The organism is Brevibacillus halotolerans, assembly GCF_026891775.1.
In the GTDB taxonomy this organism is placed as follows: Bacteria; Bacillota; Bacilli; order Brevibacillales; family Brevibacillaceae; genus Brevibacillus_B; species Brevibacillus_B halotolerans.
Genome location: NZ_JAPTNK010000024.1, coordinates 34,467 through 52,155 on the forward strand (window position 1 = coordinate 34,467; position 17,689 = coordinate 52,155).

The following is a 17,689-nucleotide window of genomic DNA, read 5'->3' on the forward strand; positions in this document are numbered from 1 at the left end:
TATTTACGGTCAAGGAAACAGCTAGACGAACCTTCCAAAATGGGAACGGCCTCGTCTGGTCTCTTGGCATCTTCATTTTTATTTAGACACAGGAGAGGAAGAATTGTATGAACCAACAACAACTGATTGAACAAGCAAAAACAGCAAGAGAAACAGCTTACGTACCTTATTCTAAATTCCCGGTGGGTGCTGCATTGTTGTCCGAAACGGGTAAAGTATATCTAGGATGCAATATTGAAAATGCCGCTTATCCTCTGTGCAACTGCGCAGAAAGAACAGCTTTGTTTAAAGCATATTCCGAGGGAGATAAGAACTATCAAGCCATCGCTGTGGTAGCGGATACACCGAAGCCAGTACCGCCATGTGGAGCGTGCCGTCAGGTAATGGCAGAAATGTGCCCACCTGATATGAAGGTAATCTTGTCCAATCTGAATGGAGATGTTACGGTTACTACAGTGAGTGAATTATTGCCAGGTGCTTTTACAAAGGAGGATCTTCTTGGATAATCAAAAAAAGAAAGAAACGTTTAAATCAGGATTTGTCTCAATTATTGGCCGTCCCAATGTAGGGAAATCCACATTATTAAATCAGGTTGTTGGACAAAAGGTTGCCATCATGTCTAATAAACCGCAAACGACACGAAATCAGATTCGTGCTGTGTATACCTCTGACAAAGGTCAATTCATTTTTATTGATACACCGGGTATTCATAAAGCGAAGTCCAAATTGGGCGATTATATGGTAGCGGCGGCCGAAAATACACTTAATGAGGTAGACTTGGTACTGTTTGTCATTGATGCGACGGAGAAACGCGGGGCAGGGGAAGAGTATATTCTTGAGCGTTTGAAAAAGGTTAATACTCCTGTCTTCTTGGTTATAAACAAAATTGATCAAATTCATCCAGAAGAATTGCTTCCTTTAATTGATGAATATCGAAAGCATCATGATTTTAAACAAATTGTTCCTATTTCTGCTTTGCAGGGTAACAATACTGATGCCCTATTGCAATCCATTTTGCTGGAAATGCCAGAGGGGCCGATGTATTATCCAGCAGATCAAGTAACGGATCATCCAGAGCGCTTTATCGTAGCGGAGCTGATTCGTGAAAAGGTTCTTCATCTGACGCGGGAAGAAATTCCTCATTCCATTGCTGTAACGGTGGAAGAGATGAAGCGCGGAGAAAATGGCAAAACATTATACATTTATGCTGCCATCTACGTGGAGCGTGATTCCCAAAAAGGAATTTTGATCGGCAAAAGAGGGGACATGCTAAAAGAAATTTCCAAACGTGCACGGATGGACATGGAGCGTTTATTAGGAGAGAAAATCTTTTTAGAAGTATGGGTCAAAGTAAAGAAAGATTGGCGTAATCAGGAAAGGATGCTTCGTAATTTTGGTTTTTATGAAGAAAAATAAACTTTTTCTTTGCTATACGTGACAATTTTTCCAAGGCATAGAAATGGGGGCTACGGTGGATTCTATATAAAGAAAGTGGTGACCGAAAAAAGGAAAGGATGATGCAACATGCTTCGCAACTTTTCTTGGAGTTATTTTGCTTCAACCGGTGATATCCACGCTTACCTTCTTTATAAGGAACATCATGAAGCACGAAACGATGCAGATGATGCAGGATCACTGGATCAAGCCCTATTGGAACAGGGTGATTCTCAGGTATGCTTGTAAAGTGGGAAGGTATTGTCATCCGTAGTGTTGATTACGGAGAAAGTAGTAAAGTGGTTACGCTTTACACTAGGGAATACGGTAAGGTCGGGGTAATGGCAAAGGGGGCAAAAAAACCTCGAAGTCGCCTGGCCGCCGTATCTCAATTGTTTACACATGGATACTATCTATGTAAAAAAGGAACAGGGACAGGAATGCCGGAGCTCACACAAGGGGATATTCTTCACTCTTTTAAAGATCTCCGTCAGGATTTAATGCTGACTGCCTACTCTGCTTATATGGCAGAAATGCTAGATCGCTTGACAGAGGAACGTGAGCCCAATCCTTACCTGTTCCAATTATTAGTCCATACCCTTCAGTATTTGGATGAAGGCAAGGATGCGGAAATTCTTTGCCGTATTTTTGAAAGTAAAATGCTGGTTCTCGCAGGAATACGTCCGCATGTTGAAAGCTGCATTTCCTGTGGGGCAGAGGGCGATCCTTACACATTTAGTATCACACAAGGCGGTCTTTTATGTCAGAGATGTACACATACTGATCCTTATTCATTTCATATTTTACCAGCCACCTGGAAATTATTACGGCTGTTTTTATTATTCCCTCTCGAACGTTTAGGTGAGATTGAAGTAAAAACATCTACGCGAAATCAACTAAGGCTTTTACTGCATAGATATCTAGATCAGCATATTGACCTGCGTCTTAAAAGTCGAAACTTTCTAGAACAAATGGAACGTCTAGAGTTTTCAGATGGATTTGACAAGGCATAGTTTTTTGGCTATCATGATCAATTGTGATCATATAAATACATATACAACGGCTTATCGGGACATAGCTCCCTGCCTCCTCTTGTGGAGGCTTTTTTCTACTTCCAGTACATTCCAGTAGCAGAAAAAAAGCTTTTTACGATTCTTTTGCAGGAATCTATCTCTTTATAGAGTAATACTAGGGATAGTAATTTATGAATCGGTGGTGATCCGTCATCGAATTGACCAAACGCCAAGAACAAATTTTGCAAATTGTAAAAGATGAAGGTCCAATTACAGGTGAGAATATTGCCGAACACTTGAATCTTACAAGGGCTACTCTTCGACCTGATTTATCCATTCTTACTATGTCGGGTTATTTAGATGCAAGACCGAGGGTTGGCTATTTTTATGCAGGTCGTCCTACATCGTCGGTAATTGCAGAACGATTGCACAAGCTAATAGTAAATGATTATAAAGCAGTGCCTATCGTCGTGGCTGAATCAGCGTCGGTGTATGATGCAATTGTGACATTATTCTTAGAGGATGTAGGTACATTGTTTGTTGTCAATCAAAAAGGTTTGTTAGCTGGTGTAGTGTCCCGAAAGGATTTACTCCGGGCTTCATTAGGTAACAAGGGATTGGAGAGCATTCCTGTCAGCATTATCATGACAAGAATGCCCAACATCGTCACGTGCACTCCAGAAGAAACTCTTCTGGATACCGCGCAAAAATTGATTGAATTCCAAATTGATTCACTGCCGGTCGTACGCCCCAACGAAGAAGATCCAAAAACCTTTGAATTGTTGGGCAGGATTACCAAAACAACAATTTCTAGAGCTTTTGTGGAGCTTGGCAAAGAGACGAATGTGTAGGGGGAAGTTGGATTGGAAATGAATACCCAATTAATTTATGTCGTATCGGATTCAATTGGAGAAACAGCAGAATTTGTCGTAAGGGCAGTAGCAAGTCAATTTAACGGTAAAACGGTAGATATTCACAAGTATCCGTACATGGAGGATAAAGAGTCCATTGACGAAGTTATCCTCTCCGCCAAAGAATCAAAGGCTCTGGTGGTCTTTACTCTCGTTGTTCCTGAACTAAAAACGTATATTTTGGAACAGGCCAACAAACATCAGGTACCCATTGTGGATGTAATGGGTCCGTTGCTGACCATTATGGAAGATCTACTCCAGACAAAACAATCCGGAAAGCCTGGATTAGTACGTAAATTGGATGAAGATTATTTCCGAAAAGTGGAAGCCATCGAGTTCGCTGTAAAATACGATGATGGCAGAGACCCTCGTGGTTTACTTCGGGCGGATGTTGTACTAATTGGGGTTTCGCGTACGTCAAAAACCCCATTGTCCATGTACTTGGCTAACAAACGCTTGAAGGTAGCAAATGTACCTTTGGTTCCAGAGGTTGAGCCGCCAGAGGAATTGTTCTTACTGCCGGCGGAAAAATGTATTGGACTTACCATAAATTCAGATCAATTAAACGGGATTCGTACCGAGCGGTTAAAAGCATTAGGTCTAACTGCCCAAGCGAATTATGCAACAATGGATCGAATTGAAACAGAATTGGAATACTCAAGAAAAATTATGGAACGCGTAGGTTGTCCCGTGATTGATGTTTCTATCAAAGCGGTTGAAGAAACAGCTAATATTATCCTTGACATTATTCGACGTAATAAACTCAAAGCACGCCGATAAGATTCAGGAACAAAAAATAGTAGTTGGAAGAAGGATTTTGCCGAACTTTGACGAATAAAGTAATTTCATTGCTGTGAAAAGGTGGATGGCTATGGCTCAATCTACACCCGAAGAGTTCGTCAACCAGGTTCGAGCAGCTGTTGACATCGTAGACGTGGTGGGAGAATACGTACAACTGAAGAAGAGGGGGCGCGCCTATCTAGGCTTGTGTCCGTTTCATTCGGAAAAAACCCCCTCCTTTAATGTGAACGCGGAGCGACAGTTTTATCATTGCTTCGGGTGCCATGCAGGTGGTGACGTATTCTCTTTCGTTATGCAAGTCGAACAGCTGTCGTTTCCCGAGGCCTTGCAAAAACTTGCAGACCGGGTGGGATTAACCCCGCCAGCTCCCCTCACTCACGAAGATAATCCGATGCAGAGCGCGAAGGCGAAAATGTATGAAGCCTACCGTTTTGTGGCGAAACTATATCATTATGTTTTAACGTCCACTCCCTATGGATCGGAAGCTCTTCGCTATTTGGAGAATCGAGGCTTTACTAGGACGACAATTGACGAATACATGATTGGGTTTGCTCCAGAATCATGGGATTTCGTTAAGGATAACCTTGTAAAGCGTAACTTTCCGTTAGAGCTAATGGTCGAAGCAGGATTGCTATCCTCCAATGATCGCGGAAGAGTGTATGACAAATTTCGCAAGAGAGTTATCTTTCCGATTCAGGATTCACAGGGAGAGGTTATCGGATTTGGAGGAAGGTCTATAGACGGCTCGGAACCCAAGTATTTAAATAGTCCAGAAACGCTCCTATTTAACAAAAGTCGCACTATATTTAACTTGCATCGCGCAAGAAGCCAAATACGTAAACGAAACCAGGCAATCCTTTTTGAAGGATATGCAGATGTAATTGCTGCGTGGCAGGCTGGCATTAGTAACGGAATCGCTACGCTAGGAACCGCTTTTACGGAGCAACAAGCCCATCTGATCAGAAGAAATACAGATCAGGTAATCCTATGCTACGACGGCGACTTTGCCGGACAGGAGGCTACGGCAAAAGCGATTGACCAATTACAAAAAGCTGGTTGTACGGTGCGAATTGCTCCACTCCCCCAGGGTAGTGACCCTGATGATTATATACGGCAGTATGGCGCTGAACAATTTTCCCAGCAGGTATTATTACAAGCTATGCCGGTGACGTCCTTTCAATTGAAACATTTGCGGAGTAAAACTGTAATACAAGACGAAGCGGATAAGGCTGAGTATGTAAGACAGGCACTGGAATTCATCGTTACACTCCCGAATGCGATCGAGCGGGATATGTATGAACGGAAACTGTCTGAAGAGTATTCTCTATCCCTTGATGCTGTAAAGACAGAAGCAAAAAAGCTGTACAAGCAACAAAAATTAATGAATCAAAGGGATAAAGTTACAGCACCATGGAATAATAGTATAAATAATGGCAAATTTATGGTTACAAAAGCACCTGCACACGAAAATGCAGAACGAATGTTGCTATACTATATGATGCGTGATCCGGAAATTGCTTTACGTGTGCAACAGGAATGTAACGCAGATTTCCAAGTGGACGAACACAGTGCTCTAGCCGCTTACTTGTATGCTTATTATGCAGAGGGGCATCCGGCAGATCCTGGAGCCTTTATACACTATGTTGAAGATGAGAAGTGCAAGCAATTAGCCTCGGGATTAGCCATGATGGAATGCAGAGAAGATGTATCTGATAAGGAAATTGAAGACTACATCAAGCAGGTGAACAATTACCCTGTTCGCGCGGAACTACAAAAGCTACGTGAACAACAAAAGCAACTAAATTTGCAAGCGGGAAGCACCATAGATGAGGAGCAGCGTAAAAAGCTTATTATTGAAGCCGCTTTACTAGGGATGAAGATCGCCGAATTGGAAAATGCTTTGAGGGAAGGGTAGTTATCAGCATCATTCCCGAGGAAGGAGGGAAAATAGATGAACAAGCAAAACTTGACATCAGACATGGAGACCCTGTCGGTGGATCAGGTAAAAGAACAATTAGTGGAATTAGGTAAGAAGAAGGGAAGCTTGACTTTCAAAGAAATTACAAATCGTCTATCTAACTTTGATCAGGATTCTGATCAGATGGATGAGTTCTTCGAGTTTCTAGGAGATCAAGGCATCGATGTCAATAATGATAATGAAGAAGACGAAGAAGCAGATGCTATGATGATCAAGGATGATGAGCAGGAAGGGTTTGAATATGATGACCTGTCTGTGCCGCCAGGAATCAAAATTAATGATCCTGTGCGTATGTACTTAAAAGAAATTGGGCGTGTTCCTCTACTTTCCGCTGAAGAGGAGATTAAACTTGCGCAACGCATTGAACAAGGCGATGAAGAAGCAAAACGCCGATTGGCTGAAGCTAACTTACGTCTCGTTGTAAGCATAGCTAAACGCTATGTGGGTCGTGGTATGCTATTCCTAGACCTTATCCAGGAAGGTAATATGGGTCTTATTAAGGCCGTTGAGAAGTTTGACTACCAAAAAGGATACAAGTTTAGTACTTATGCAACCTGGTGGATTCGACAAGCGATCACTCGTGCTATTGCTGATCAAGCCAGAACCATCCGTATTCCAGTGCATATGGTTGAGACGATTAATAAGCTAATCCGAGTTTCTCGCCAATTACTACAAGAATTGGGACGTGAACCTGCTCCTGAAGAGATTGCTGAAAAGATGGATCTAACTCCTGAAAAAGTACGTGAAATCATGAAAATTGCTCAGGAGCCTGTATCATTAGAAACACCGATCGGGGAAGAAGATGATTCCCATCTAGGTGATTTTATTGAGGATCAGGAAGCGCTAGCTCCTTCTGATGCTGCTGCGTATGAGCTGTTGAAAGAACAATTAGAAGATGTGTTAGATACATTAACAGATCGTGAAGAAAACGTACTGCGTCTTCGTTTCGGATTAGATGACGGTCGGACGAGAACGCTTGAGGAAGTAGGAAAAGTTTTCGGGGTAACTCGTGAGCGTATTCGTCAAATTGAGGCGAAAGCCCTACGTAAATTAAGACATCCTTCTCGTAGTAAACGTTTAAAAGATTTTTTGGAATAGCCGATAAAGATATAGTAAGCACTAAGCCTACGTTTTGCCACACACGCTGCGTAGGCTTTTTTGTTGGGAAGAACGGGATGTTACTTCAAAAATAGTCCATTTCATTAATCAAAAAGAAATGGTAGTAAGGAGGCGATGTCTACTTGGATGATCAACGTAGAAAAATCATTATTACAGAGATTGAAAATTGGCGACGTAATCATTTACTGCCAGAACATTATTGCATTTTTCTGTTAAATCTCTATACAGAAGGCAAGCATGCTCCGAATCAAGAGGAGCCCATCACAAAAAAACGTTTCTTCCTTTTTCCCAACAGAAAAGCGAGAATGGATAAGCTTTATAATCAGCAAGCCTTTCTACAAAGTGCAAGCACTCCAATTCAAGGGAGCGGTAAAGAAGCACAAATCCTTTCCGTAAAACTAATGGGAGGAATATTTTTTATAGGACTTGTAATCGCTGTCATGCTTTTACTTGCTTTTTATTTTAACGCTTTTAGTATTCCAATGCAAATGAGCATTTTGGTGTTCAGTTGGATACTTGCATACGTCCTAGCTTTTGTATTTAAGCGAAAAATACCGTTATTATCCTATTTTTTCTTACTTGTTACGATCCTCATTGCTATAACTAGTCTCTACTATTTTGGGGAAAAATGGAAAATAAGTCAAGTTACATATTTATGGTGGCTTCTTTTAATTGCCGGGTATTCTTTTTTACATGGTTTACTATTTCGTTATTCGTTGTTGATATTAGCTGGACTAATAGGTATAGGTATTTTATATGGAACAGCTATGCTGACACGTATGGGGGAATTTTTTAGTTGGACAAATATAGAATTATATTGGGTACCTTTATCTTTCCTGATGATTGGATTAGGGTATTTGTTCCATGCTCGTCATCAGCAGCTTGCGTATACACTTGTGGTAAGTGGATTACTGTACTTTTTTGGTCCAGAGATTAGTTCATTGTGGGTACCCGAAGCGTCACGAGAGGTAATGCAAATTATATTGGGTAGTAAGGTTTTATTGAGTGGATTATTGCTAACCATTACTCGTCACTACTGGCTTGAATGGCTTCGAAGATAGATTAGTCGCGTACATAAATGAATCATTACTTTCTTTATAAAGGATGGAGGCTTCGTCAACACGGAGTCTCTTTATTTTGTTATGGAGACTATCCAAATATCTTTTGAATTGTATATAATAATAAGTAAATTCTGAACAAACGCTCGGTCAGTCGTTCTTGTTATTTGCATCTGTGGCGATTTGAACATAATTTAGCACATAAAGGGGAGATTGACATGCATTTTGATCTTACATCAGAACAGCAGATGTTGCAGAAAATGATTCGGGAATTTGCGGATGAAGTAGTCGCACCAGGGGCGGAGCAACGCGATAAGGAAAAGCGGTTTCCGATTGAGATTATGAAACAACTAGGTGAATTGGAATTGATGGGATTGCCATTTCCTGAAGAGTTTGGTGGAGCTGGAGCGGATACGATTAGTTTTGCTATTGTCACGGAGGAGCTTAGTCGTGCTTGTGCTTCTACAGGCATTACGTATTCAGCCCATATATCTTTAGGCGGAGCCCCCTTGCATTTATTTGGAACAAAGCAACAAAAAGAAGCCTATTTAACAAAAATCTGTAGTGGGGAGAGTATAGGAGCATTTGGGTTAACAGAACCGCAGGCAGGCTCTGATGCAGGTGGTACCAAAACGCAGGCAGTATTACAGAATGGACAATACGTTATTAACGGTTCGAAATGCTTTATCACGAATGCTTCCTATGCTACGTTTCTTGCTTTAACTGCTGTAACCGATAAAACGAAGGGTACGAAAGGAATCACAGCTCTTTTAGTCCCGACAGATGCCCCGGGATTTAAGGTAGTAGATCGCTATGAAAAACTAGGATTACATGCTTCGAATACTACAGAGTTAGTCTTAGAAGACGTTGTAGTCCCCCAAGAGGCAATCTTAGGCAAAGAGGGAGAGGGTTTCAAACAATTTTTAATCACGTTGGATGGTGGTCGCATTGGTATTGGTGCCATGTCAGTTGGAATAGCACAGGCAGCTTTTAATCGCGCCTTACAGTATGCCAAAGAAAGGAAAGCCTTTGGTTCTAGCTTGTCGCATTTCCAAATGATTCAGCAGAAGTTGGCGGATATGGCAACTCAGATCGAATTAGCTCGTACTTTGGTTTACAAAGCAGCGTGGCTTAAAGATCAAGGACGCAAATTCACCCAAGAAGCGGCGATGGCTAAGCTGTATGCTTCGGAGATCGCAATGTCTGCGACTCATCAGGCTATTCAGATTCACGGAGGATACGGCTATATGAAGGATTATCAGGTGGAACGTTATTTCCGAGATGCACGTCTGCTAGAAATCGGTGAAGGTACTTCAGAAATTCTGCGAATGGTAATTGCACGTGAAATCAGTAAATAAGACATATAAAGATCTCTCCAGCTTTTATGATGGAGGGATTTTTTTATTAGTGGAAATTCAAGTGTAAAAACAGCTATCTGGGAATAGTATTCTTGTGTCATACTAGTCTTTTTAAAGGTTATTTGTTAATATCTGGTTACGCATTTAATTTAGGAATTGCTTCCTGATAGTGGGCTAAAAATTACCATATTACTCATCCAGTTTCTGCATGTGTTTTTTTGGCAAGATGAGGTAAAATGGATGAACTGGAGGTAATAGGAACATGACATTAACTATTTCTAAACGATTACAAACAATTGCAACATATTGCCCCAAAGATGCGCTTGTAGCTGATATTGGATCGGACCACGCCCTGCTGGCTTCCTATTTATTAGTCAATAATCAGGCTCGCTTTGTAATAGCAGGGGAATTAAATGAAGGACCATATCAAGCAGCACTTCGTCAAATTGCAACGTTAACAGCAAAAGATAGAGCTTCTGTTCGCAAAGGAGATGGCTTAGCTGTTTTGGCTCCAAATGAGGCAGAGGTCATTTGCATTGCCGGAATGGGTGGCCAATTAATCGCTTCTATTTTGGAAGCCGGCCTTGATAAATTAGGAAAAGTACAGCGTTTAATCCTTCAACCAAATGTTGGAGAAGATATACTGCGTAAATGGCTATATGACCATGGTTATCAATTAGTAGCTGAGGATATTGTAGAGGAAGATGGCATTATTTACGAAGTGCTGGTAGCTGAACCAGGCAATCCAGATAAGCCATATCAATCGGATAAATGGAGTCAAGCAGAGCTAATGGAAATCGGGCCTTTTTTATTGCAGCAACAATCACCGATTTTGCTCACAAAATGGAAGTCTGAATTAGAAAAATGGGAAAAAATCAAAGCGCGCATGATGGCATCCACTCGTGCGGAAACACAGGAAAAACTGTCGGAAATTGAGGATAAAATTATTTGGATTAAAGGAGTTTTGACATGCTTGCAAACGGACAAACCATCATACAATTAGTGGAGAGACTAGCGCCAAAATCCCTAGCGATGGAATGGGATAAGATCGGATTGCAAGTCGGGACACTGCAAAAGCCTGTACAGAAGGTAATGACAGCGTTGGATGTAAATGAAGAGGTGGTTGAAGAGGCGATTCAAAAAGGGGTTTCGCTTATAATTGCTCACCATCCTGTGATATTCCGCCCCTTAAAGCATTTGCGCACTGATTTGCCGGCTGGCCGCTTGTTAGCAAAGTTGCTGGCTCACGATATCGCCGTCTATAGCATGCATACGAATCTAGATGTCGCAAATGGGGGCTTGAATGATTGGCTTGCAGAAGAATTGGAATTACAACAAACTGAAATTCTAGATGTAACTTATCAGGATGAGCTGAAAAAGCTAGTAACCTTTGTACCAAAATCGCATCGTGAACAAGTGTTCCAGGCTATGGCGAATGCAGGTGCTGGTCATATTGGACAATACAGTCACTGTAGCTTCCAAATTGAGGGGACAGGTACTTTTTTACCACTTGAAGGCACGACTCCTTTCATTGGGGAGCAGGGAAAAGTGGAGCATGTAGATGAGGTTCGAATTGAAACGGTTATAAAAAGTAGTCAGCAAGCTTCTGTGATTAGGGCTATGAAAGCGGCGCATCCCTACGATGAGGTAGCATATGATATCTATCCTCTTGATCTACCACCATTTACGCTTGGGCTTGGGAGAATTGGCAAACTGGCCGAACCTATGACGCTAGAGGAGTATGCCCAATTTGTCAAAAGGAAGCTTGGTTTAGAAGGAGTTCGTATAGTTGGTCCTAGGGATCGCATCGTGAAAAAGGTGGCAGTTCTGGGAGGTAGCGGCGGTTCTTATTTGTTAAAAGCTGCTTTTCGTGGTGCAGATGTAATGGTAACTGGCGATGTCGGCTATCATGAAGCGCAGGACGCTTTCGTGGAAGGACTATCAATAATTGATGCCGGTCATAACATCGAAAAGATCATGAAGCCAAGATTAGCTAGTTTTATACAAGAAAAGCTACAGGAACAGAAATATAAAACCGAAGTAATTGCCTCAGAGGTTCATACAGACCCGTTTCAATACCTCTAAGGCCAAAGAGCTACGGAATAACTAAGGGAGTGGGCAACTTGTCCTCGATTCGTGATTTCTATGAATGGCACCTATCACTTGGAAAAATAAAGCGAGCCGAGCGTGAATTGGCTGGTGTAAAAGAGCAAGAAAGAGAACAAATGAAACATATCAGGGCGATTGAACATCAAATAGAAGGCATGCCTACTGACACCCCTGATCAACAAATTGAACGAATGCTAAAGGAGCAAGAGCTCTGGATGCTTAAAAAAGAGTGGGAGCGTAATGGAAATGAGCTGATTGAAAAACGTTTTTCTTTAGAACAATTCCTGCAGCTCTCTCGTTTGGAAGCAGAAGAACGTCAAGCAAAATGTAACCCAGAATGGCTAAAAGAATATGACCGACTGCTGGAAACGAAAAAAAATCCAGTGGTTGAAGTAAAAAACAAGTCTTGTATGGGGTGTTTTATGCCATTATCAACCAGCAACTTTGATAAATGGCGGAGAGGGAAGGGGCTGGTATATTGTGACGAGTGTGAAAGAATTCTTGTGTAGTAGGAGATGGGGGAAAGCAATTCCTGCTACTGTAGCTATTGCAATGGCTAGCTGTATTTTCTTAGAACCTGTGCAAGCGGAAGAAATAGGGAATGATCTTTTGGCTCCATTGCCTTTCATTGATATTTCTAATCATCCCGCTAAAGAGGCTATTGTCAAAGCCTATGAGGAAGGTTTGTTTAGTGATTCAACGAAAGCGATTAAGCAATTTTTCCCTGATAAGGCTATGACACGGGCAGAGTTCTTTTTATTGACCAGCCGTTTTTTGGAGCTAAACCAAAATAAATTGTTTCCCTTGACCTTGTTGGAAGACAATGATGAATTCGGTCGGGGACAAGGAATGGACGAGCCATATTTACCCTATAAGGATGTTCACTACATGACGTGGATGTATCCTGGTATCTTGCGGGTATTTGTGTATCACGATCGGATTGCAGGAGCTAGGACACTACATAAGATTTTTCCAGGAGATCAATTTTATCCGAACCAGCCTATCACAAATGAAGAGGTAGCTAAAGTGCTGTCCGTACTATCCTTTGCCACGAAGCAATCTGAATGGGAATTAGAATTGCTAAAAAGAGGTTCAAGCAGATTAACACGTGCAGAAGCTGCTATTTTGATGGAAAAGGTGAGCGATTCAATTCAAGCCCAGATGCTCTTGCCTTTAGCTGATGAAACGCGTTCTTTATACCCGCTCGTCCCTGTTCAGAAGGAGATGTATCCTTTATTTGCCACGTATGATTCTCCGACGGAAACGGAGCAGAAATTCATAGATATCGTGGATTCAATCAAAAATTATCTTGAAGAAGAGGGAACCTTTAAGGAGCTGGAGGAGCTACCTTCTGATTTTCCTAACCAGGTGGGAGTTCATTACTACAAAAGCTGGAACTACTATAAGGAACCCGCAGATAATGCAAAAGAAGCCCTCCTTGCATTAGACGCTTATCTGGAAACAGTGGAGCATGATCCAAAAATGCTAGGCCTTCTTACGGCTAATATCTATGGTGTTGGCTTACAAATGCTACGGACTAATCAAGGTAAAGAATTTGAAGAATTGCATCAAAAATTACTTTCTTATGAATCAAAACTGGTTAAGCATTCAGAGGAATGGAAAGTATTTGGTCTATATTTGGCAGCTATTGAAATTCATTTAGGTCAATATGGAAATGCAAGTAAACGTTATGAGGAAAGACCGGATATCAAGCTGGCTGTACAAAATGGCTTGTACTATTTGGTGAAAGAAAATCGGATTTCTGATGCGGAAAATTTGTTAAAACGTGCTATGAAAGCAGCAGATCAAGATCGTGAGCTCCAAGCTTTATATGAACAAGCGGCTCACGAATTAGATCTGTTGTCCTCCACTAGACAAAATCTTTATGCCACTCTATTAAGTAATGCTTATAACAAGCTGGACGAAGCTCAAAGGATTATTGTCAAGACGGAAATGAATTACGGTGGTACGGTGCTTAAAACTACTGAAGAGATGGATGCTCAAAGAGGAATCACGCATACAAAAGGTATTTACCAAAAAGCGGATCAAGCCGTTTTAAATAAAATGGAAAGATATACAGATCGTCGTAATCAAGTCAAGTACGATTGGGATAATGAAAAGGGTATCTGGACCAAAAAAGAGACTGGTAACCTAATTGGGAAAAAAGCGTATCTACATGAGTATGTGACTGATCTACCTGTTTCAAGCCGTTTAAATAAGCTTCATGCTAGGTACTTAAAGCAAAGCTTCGGAGCATATGAGATTATTACCGAATTTTATGAACCAAATGAACTTCAGCGCTATGCTGAAACGCTTGATTTACAAGGGAAAAAGCTTTTATATGCTCCTACGTTTGTTGTGAAGTACTATTTGGATTCTGAAACGAAACAATTATTACGCCAATCTTGGAAAATTACGGAGGCCTATGATAATGGGGAATACCTCAAGGTGGATGGCGATGAAGAATATGAATTTCCCGAGAGCTTACGTCTGGATATTCCACAAGAGGTGACAAAAGGAGCTGTTGTTATACATGAAACTTAGAAAAACGGGGATTCTGGCTCTTACACTCATGCTCTTGTTGCCTGGCTCGGGGGCTATGGCTTCTATGTCACAGTCCTTTAATCAAGCTTCATCTTTTGATATAAACAGTACGAGTAACATGCCGCTTCTGGAGCTACAACAGGTGTATTATATTTTGCAAGAAAACCACCTTGATAAACCAAGTGAAAAAAAACTTGTACAAGGAGCCTTGCAAGGTGTTCAACAATATATAAAAGCTGAAAAACATGCTGAAGTTGTCGTGGACGAGAAAGATGATACCATTACCGAAATGGTGGATCGTATAACACAATGGCAAGCCCAGCAAAAGCTGGATTGGTATACGGTAAGCTACTACGGGATTGAAGGAATGCTGGCCCAAGTAAATGATCCTTACACAACTTTATTTACTGAAACGGAATTGGATCAGTTCCAGAACAGTGTGAATAATAACTTTGTGGGCTTTGGAATTACCTTTCGCGAAACTGATAACGGTTTTATTGTGCGTAGTGTAGTTGAAAATTCTCCAGCAGCTAAGGCAGGAATTCATTCAGGTGATAAGCTGGAAGCAATGAATGGTAGTAAAATAACCGTAAAGGGTATAGGAGAGTTAAATAGGATCCTGCAAGGTGAAGAGGGGACGAGTGCAACTCTTACTTTTTCCAAATCGGGGACCGCAAAAATGAAGGATTACACGATCAAACGCTCACCTCTGGTTATACCAGAAGCAACAAGTAAACTTTTCGGCTCCAAATCCACAGCGATAGGGTATGTTAAGCTGGATACGTTTGGAAGCGATGCAGGTGATCAGTTTAAAGAGCAATTAGATCAAATAGAAAATCAAAAGAAATTGACAGGCTTGATCATTGATTTACGTGATAACAGTGGGGGATATCTTAATGCAGCGAAGGATATTGCCAGTTTATTTATGGAAAATGGTTTATTGATGTATACGACTAATCGCAATGATGTTGAAGTGGAAAATTGGGTGCGCAATGGCAGACCAGCTCCCTATCCTGTTACGGTGTTAGTAAACGGACAAACAGCCTCAGCTTCAGAAATGCTAGCTGGAGCGCTACAAGATCATAAAATAGCCAAATTGATTGGAACCAAGACTTTTGGTAAGGGAATTGCTCAAACAGTCCTACCTCTCGTTGATGGTGATGCATTAAAAGTGACATTGCAAGAGTACAAAACACCGGCTCACCGTAAAGTCAACAAGGTTGGCCTTGAACCTGATATTGTAATTGAAGACGATATTAGTCAAGTGGTGGGAGCGTTATATGAACTGGGAGAAAAACGCATTGAGGTAAGACAAAAAAGTGGTTTTGAGGTAGTGGTAAATGGAGTCAGTTTCTATAGCACTTCTCCTTTACTCAAAAAGGTGGGGAATAGCTTAAATATCCGTAGCACCTTTATGCAAAGTATGCTTCGGGAAAAAACGGCTGTTTCATCGGAATATCGCCCGATAGTCTCAGTTACCAATCCTACTGTTACTTTTACTTGGAAAAAAGAAAATGATGAATATATTTTTATCAGTGAGCAGAAATAATAGCCATATGCCCGAAACAGTGAAAAGTTTCGGGCAATTTTATTGACCAATTCATATTTGACAGGTCGGAATAGTATGAATTAAACTTGAACTAACAATCCAGATAGGCTGAGTAGCAAAGGAAAAAGCGAATTTTCCTTTTTGATAAGTAAGAGTGGTGAGAGGAAAAAGGAGATGTGTGACACGTGAAGAGACATGTTGAAATCAAATGGCAGGATGAAACATTGGCGGCTACCTTATATGTACCTGATCCCGAAAATCAAGCAAAAACATTTCCTCTGATTGTCATTTGTCATGGTTTTATCGGTTCGCGTATTGGTGTCAATCGATTGTTTGTTGAAACTGCTACTCAATTGATTAAAGATGGCTATGCAGTGTTATGCTTTGATTATGTGGGATGTGGAGAGAGTACAGGCGAATATGGCCGTTCAGGTTTTGATCAATTAGTTGCCCAAACTAGGCATGTTCTACAAGAAGCAGCACATTTTCCGGAAATTGATTCACAACGAATTTCTTTACTAGGTCATAGTTTAGGTGGTCCGGTTGCTTTGTATACAGCTATAAGCGAACCTAATATTCGTAAGCTTATGCTATGGTCTCCAGTTGCTCACCCCTATAAAGATATTGTTCGGATTGTTGGAGTAGATACCTATCAAAGAGCATGGCAGCATACATCTGTGGATTACATGGGCTATGGATTGACACTTGCATTCTTTGAGTCGCTGCATTCTTATGTGCCGCTTAAAGAGCTACAGAAATATGCGGGAGATGTTTTTATTGCCCATGGCACAGCAGATATTGACATTCCAGTCGAGTATTGCTTTCACTATTATTATGCCTTTCGTTCACGTTCTACTGGTAAAAGTGACAAAGAGATTATTTTAGAAGCAGATCATACTTTTTCTGACGGTTGCAGTCGAACGATGTTAATTGATAGTACTCGGGAATGGCTTTCTGGTGAACGATATTATAAACAATCGGGGGGAGCCATTACTCGCACCCTAGGTTATTCCATATAGAAAAGAGTTCTTATCGCTGTTATTCTGCGTTTTCTCCCTGCTGACATTCCATTCTTCTTATATTTTTAGGATCAAGGAAAAAGTCCCGTTTTGAAATAGGGGCTTTTCTTTGTTGGTTTCGAGGGAAAATGTTTCGGAAGAACTTTAATGAAAATTCTAAGTGATTTTTAAAAGGTAAATAAAATTAATGTGAAAATTTGCAAATAATAAGTAAGGTTTTTGGGACTGATGAGTTATGGATAGCTTCTTTTTTGAGGGGGTAACTTAGGAAGAGGTATTTTTTATTCTGATTAAACTTATTTCTATTTTATATGAATAGGGATTAGTGTTGAAATTGTGGAAAACTTGAAGATTTATTTTGGAAGTTAACAGGAACGAGTTTGAGTTTTTTAGCATATAGATGGGGTACAGATACCCTATATCTATAATAAACGACACTCTAATGTTTGATCCAACGTGAAGGCATGAGCATTTTCTAGCTTCTATAAGTAGAATTGCTATTTTTTTAGTTAAATTTAAAAAAGGTATTGCATTTACTTTTTTTATGTGGTACATTATTAAACGTTGCCGCTACTTGAAAGACTGAGTGGCATGATTACAAAACTTGTTCCTTGAAAACCAGATAGAATCTAACGTACGATATTTAAATCAATGAACCGACAGGTTCGCTGAAGCTTTGATCAAGAACTACTTTAATGGAGAGTTTGATCCTGGCTCAGGACGAACGCTGGCGGCGTGCCTAATACATGCAAGTCGAGCGAGGGTTTTCGGACCCTAGCGGCGGACGGGTGAGTAA

At 40.9% G+C, this 17,689-nt stretch carries 16 protein-coding genes and 1 rRNA gene; all 17 read left to right on the plus strand.

What is annotated here, in order from left to right:
* Positions 1-107: 107 nt before the first annotated feature.
* Entirely contained in the window at positions 108-506 is a 399-nt protein-coding gene (locus O0550_RS21840) for a cytidine deaminase (protein WP_258427221.1), read from the plus strand.
* A complete protein-coding gene (gene era / locus O0550_RS21845) occupies positions 499-1,416 on the plus strand; it encodes a GTPase Era (protein ID WP_003338186.1) in 918 nt (305 codons plus the stop codon). Before O0550_RS21840 ends, era begins: the two co-directional genes overlap by 8 nt.
* Positions 1,417-1,524: 108 nt before the next feature.
* Positions 1,525-1,683 (plus strand): YqzL family protein, encoded by a 159-nt coding sequence (locus O0550_RS21850; RefSeq protein ID WP_003338185.1) that lies wholly within the window; start codon positions 1,525-1,527, stop codon positions 1,681-1,683.
* Complete coding sequence (gene recO / locus O0550_RS21855; protein WP_258427222.1) at positions 1,674-2,447, plus strand: DNA repair protein RecO; 774 nt, start codon at positions 1,674-1,676, stop codon at positions 2,445-2,447. The genes O0550_RS21850 and recO overlap by 10 nt, the downstream gene beginning before the upstream one ends.
* Positions 2,448-2,665: 218 nt before the next feature.
* Complete coding sequence (ccpN, locus tag O0550_RS21860; protein ID WP_003338182.1) at positions 2,666-3,298, plus strand: transcriptional regulator CcpN; 633 nt, start codon at positions 2,666-2,668, stop codon at positions 3,296-3,298.
* Positions 3,299-3,316: 18 nt separating this feature from the next.
* Positions 3,317-4,138, plus strand: a complete 822-nt coding sequence (locus O0550_RS21865; protein WP_003342998.1) for a pyruvate, water dikinase regulatory protein — start codon at positions 3,317-3,319, stop codon at positions 4,136-4,138.
* A 91-nt stretch (positions 4,139-4,229) separates the two neighbouring features.
* Entirely contained in the window at positions 4,230-6,074 is a 1,845-nt protein-coding gene (gene dnaG / locus O0550_RS21870; RefSeq protein ID WP_003338180.1) for a DNA primase, read from the plus strand.
* Positions 6,075-6,110: 36 nt separating this feature from the next.
* Positions 6,111-7,235 (plus strand): RNA polymerase sigma factor RpoD, encoded by a 1,125-nt coding sequence (gene rpoD / locus O0550_RS21875; protein ID WP_003338179.1) that lies wholly within the window; start codon positions 6,111-6,113, stop codon positions 7,233-7,235.
* 143 nt (positions 7,236-7,378) lie between these two features.
* A complete protein-coding gene (locus tag O0550_RS21880) occupies positions 7,379-8,317 on the plus strand; it encodes an MraY family glycosyltransferase (protein WP_258427223.1) in 939 nt (312 codons plus the stop codon).
* 215 nt (positions 8,318-8,532) lie between these two features.
* Positions 8,533-9,672, plus strand: a complete 1,140-nt coding sequence (locus O0550_RS21885; RefSeq protein WP_003342989.1) for an acyl-CoA dehydrogenase family protein — start codon at positions 8,533-8,535, stop codon at positions 9,670-9,672.
* A 262-nt stretch (positions 9,673-9,934) separates the two neighbouring features.
* Positions 9,935-10,675, plus strand: a complete 741-nt coding sequence (locus O0550_RS21890; RefSeq protein ID WP_258427224.1) for a tRNA (adenine(22)-N(1))-methyltransferase — start codon at positions 9,935-9,937, stop codon at positions 10,673-10,675.
* Entirely contained in the window at positions 10,642-11,757 is a 1,116-nt protein-coding gene (locus O0550_RS21895) for a Nif3-like dinuclear metal center hexameric protein (protein ID WP_258427225.1), read from the plus strand. Before O0550_RS21890 ends, O0550_RS21895 begins: the two co-directional genes overlap by 34 nt.
* A gap of 29 nt (positions 11,758-11,786) precedes the next feature.
* Positions 11,787-12,290, plus strand: a complete 504-nt coding sequence (locus O0550_RS21900; RefSeq protein WP_003342984.1) for a C4-type zinc ribbon domain-containing protein — start codon at positions 11,787-11,789, stop codon at positions 12,288-12,290.
* On the plus strand, positions 12,262-14,325 hold the full coding sequence (locus O0550_RS21905) for an S-layer homology domain-containing protein (RefSeq protein ID WP_258427226.1): 2,064 nt from the start codon (positions 12,262-12,264) through the stop codon (positions 14,323-14,325). Before O0550_RS21900 ends, O0550_RS21905 begins: the two co-directional genes overlap by 29 nt.
* Entirely contained in the window at positions 14,315-15,874 is a 1,560-nt protein-coding gene (locus O0550_RS21910; protein WP_003342979.1) for a S41 family peptidase, read from the plus strand. The genes O0550_RS21905 and O0550_RS21910 overlap by 11 nt, the downstream gene beginning before the upstream one ends.
* A gap of 185 nt (positions 15,875-16,059) precedes the next feature.
* On the plus strand, positions 16,060-16,893 hold the full coding sequence (locus O0550_RS21915) for an alpha/beta hydrolase family protein (RefSeq protein ID WP_258427227.1): 834 nt from the start codon (positions 16,060-16,062) through the stop codon (positions 16,891-16,893).
* A 692-nt stretch (positions 16,894-17,585) separates the two neighbouring features.
* A 16S ribosomal RNA gene (locus tag O0550_RS21920) occupies positions 17,586-17,689 on the plus strand; the annotation flags it as partial.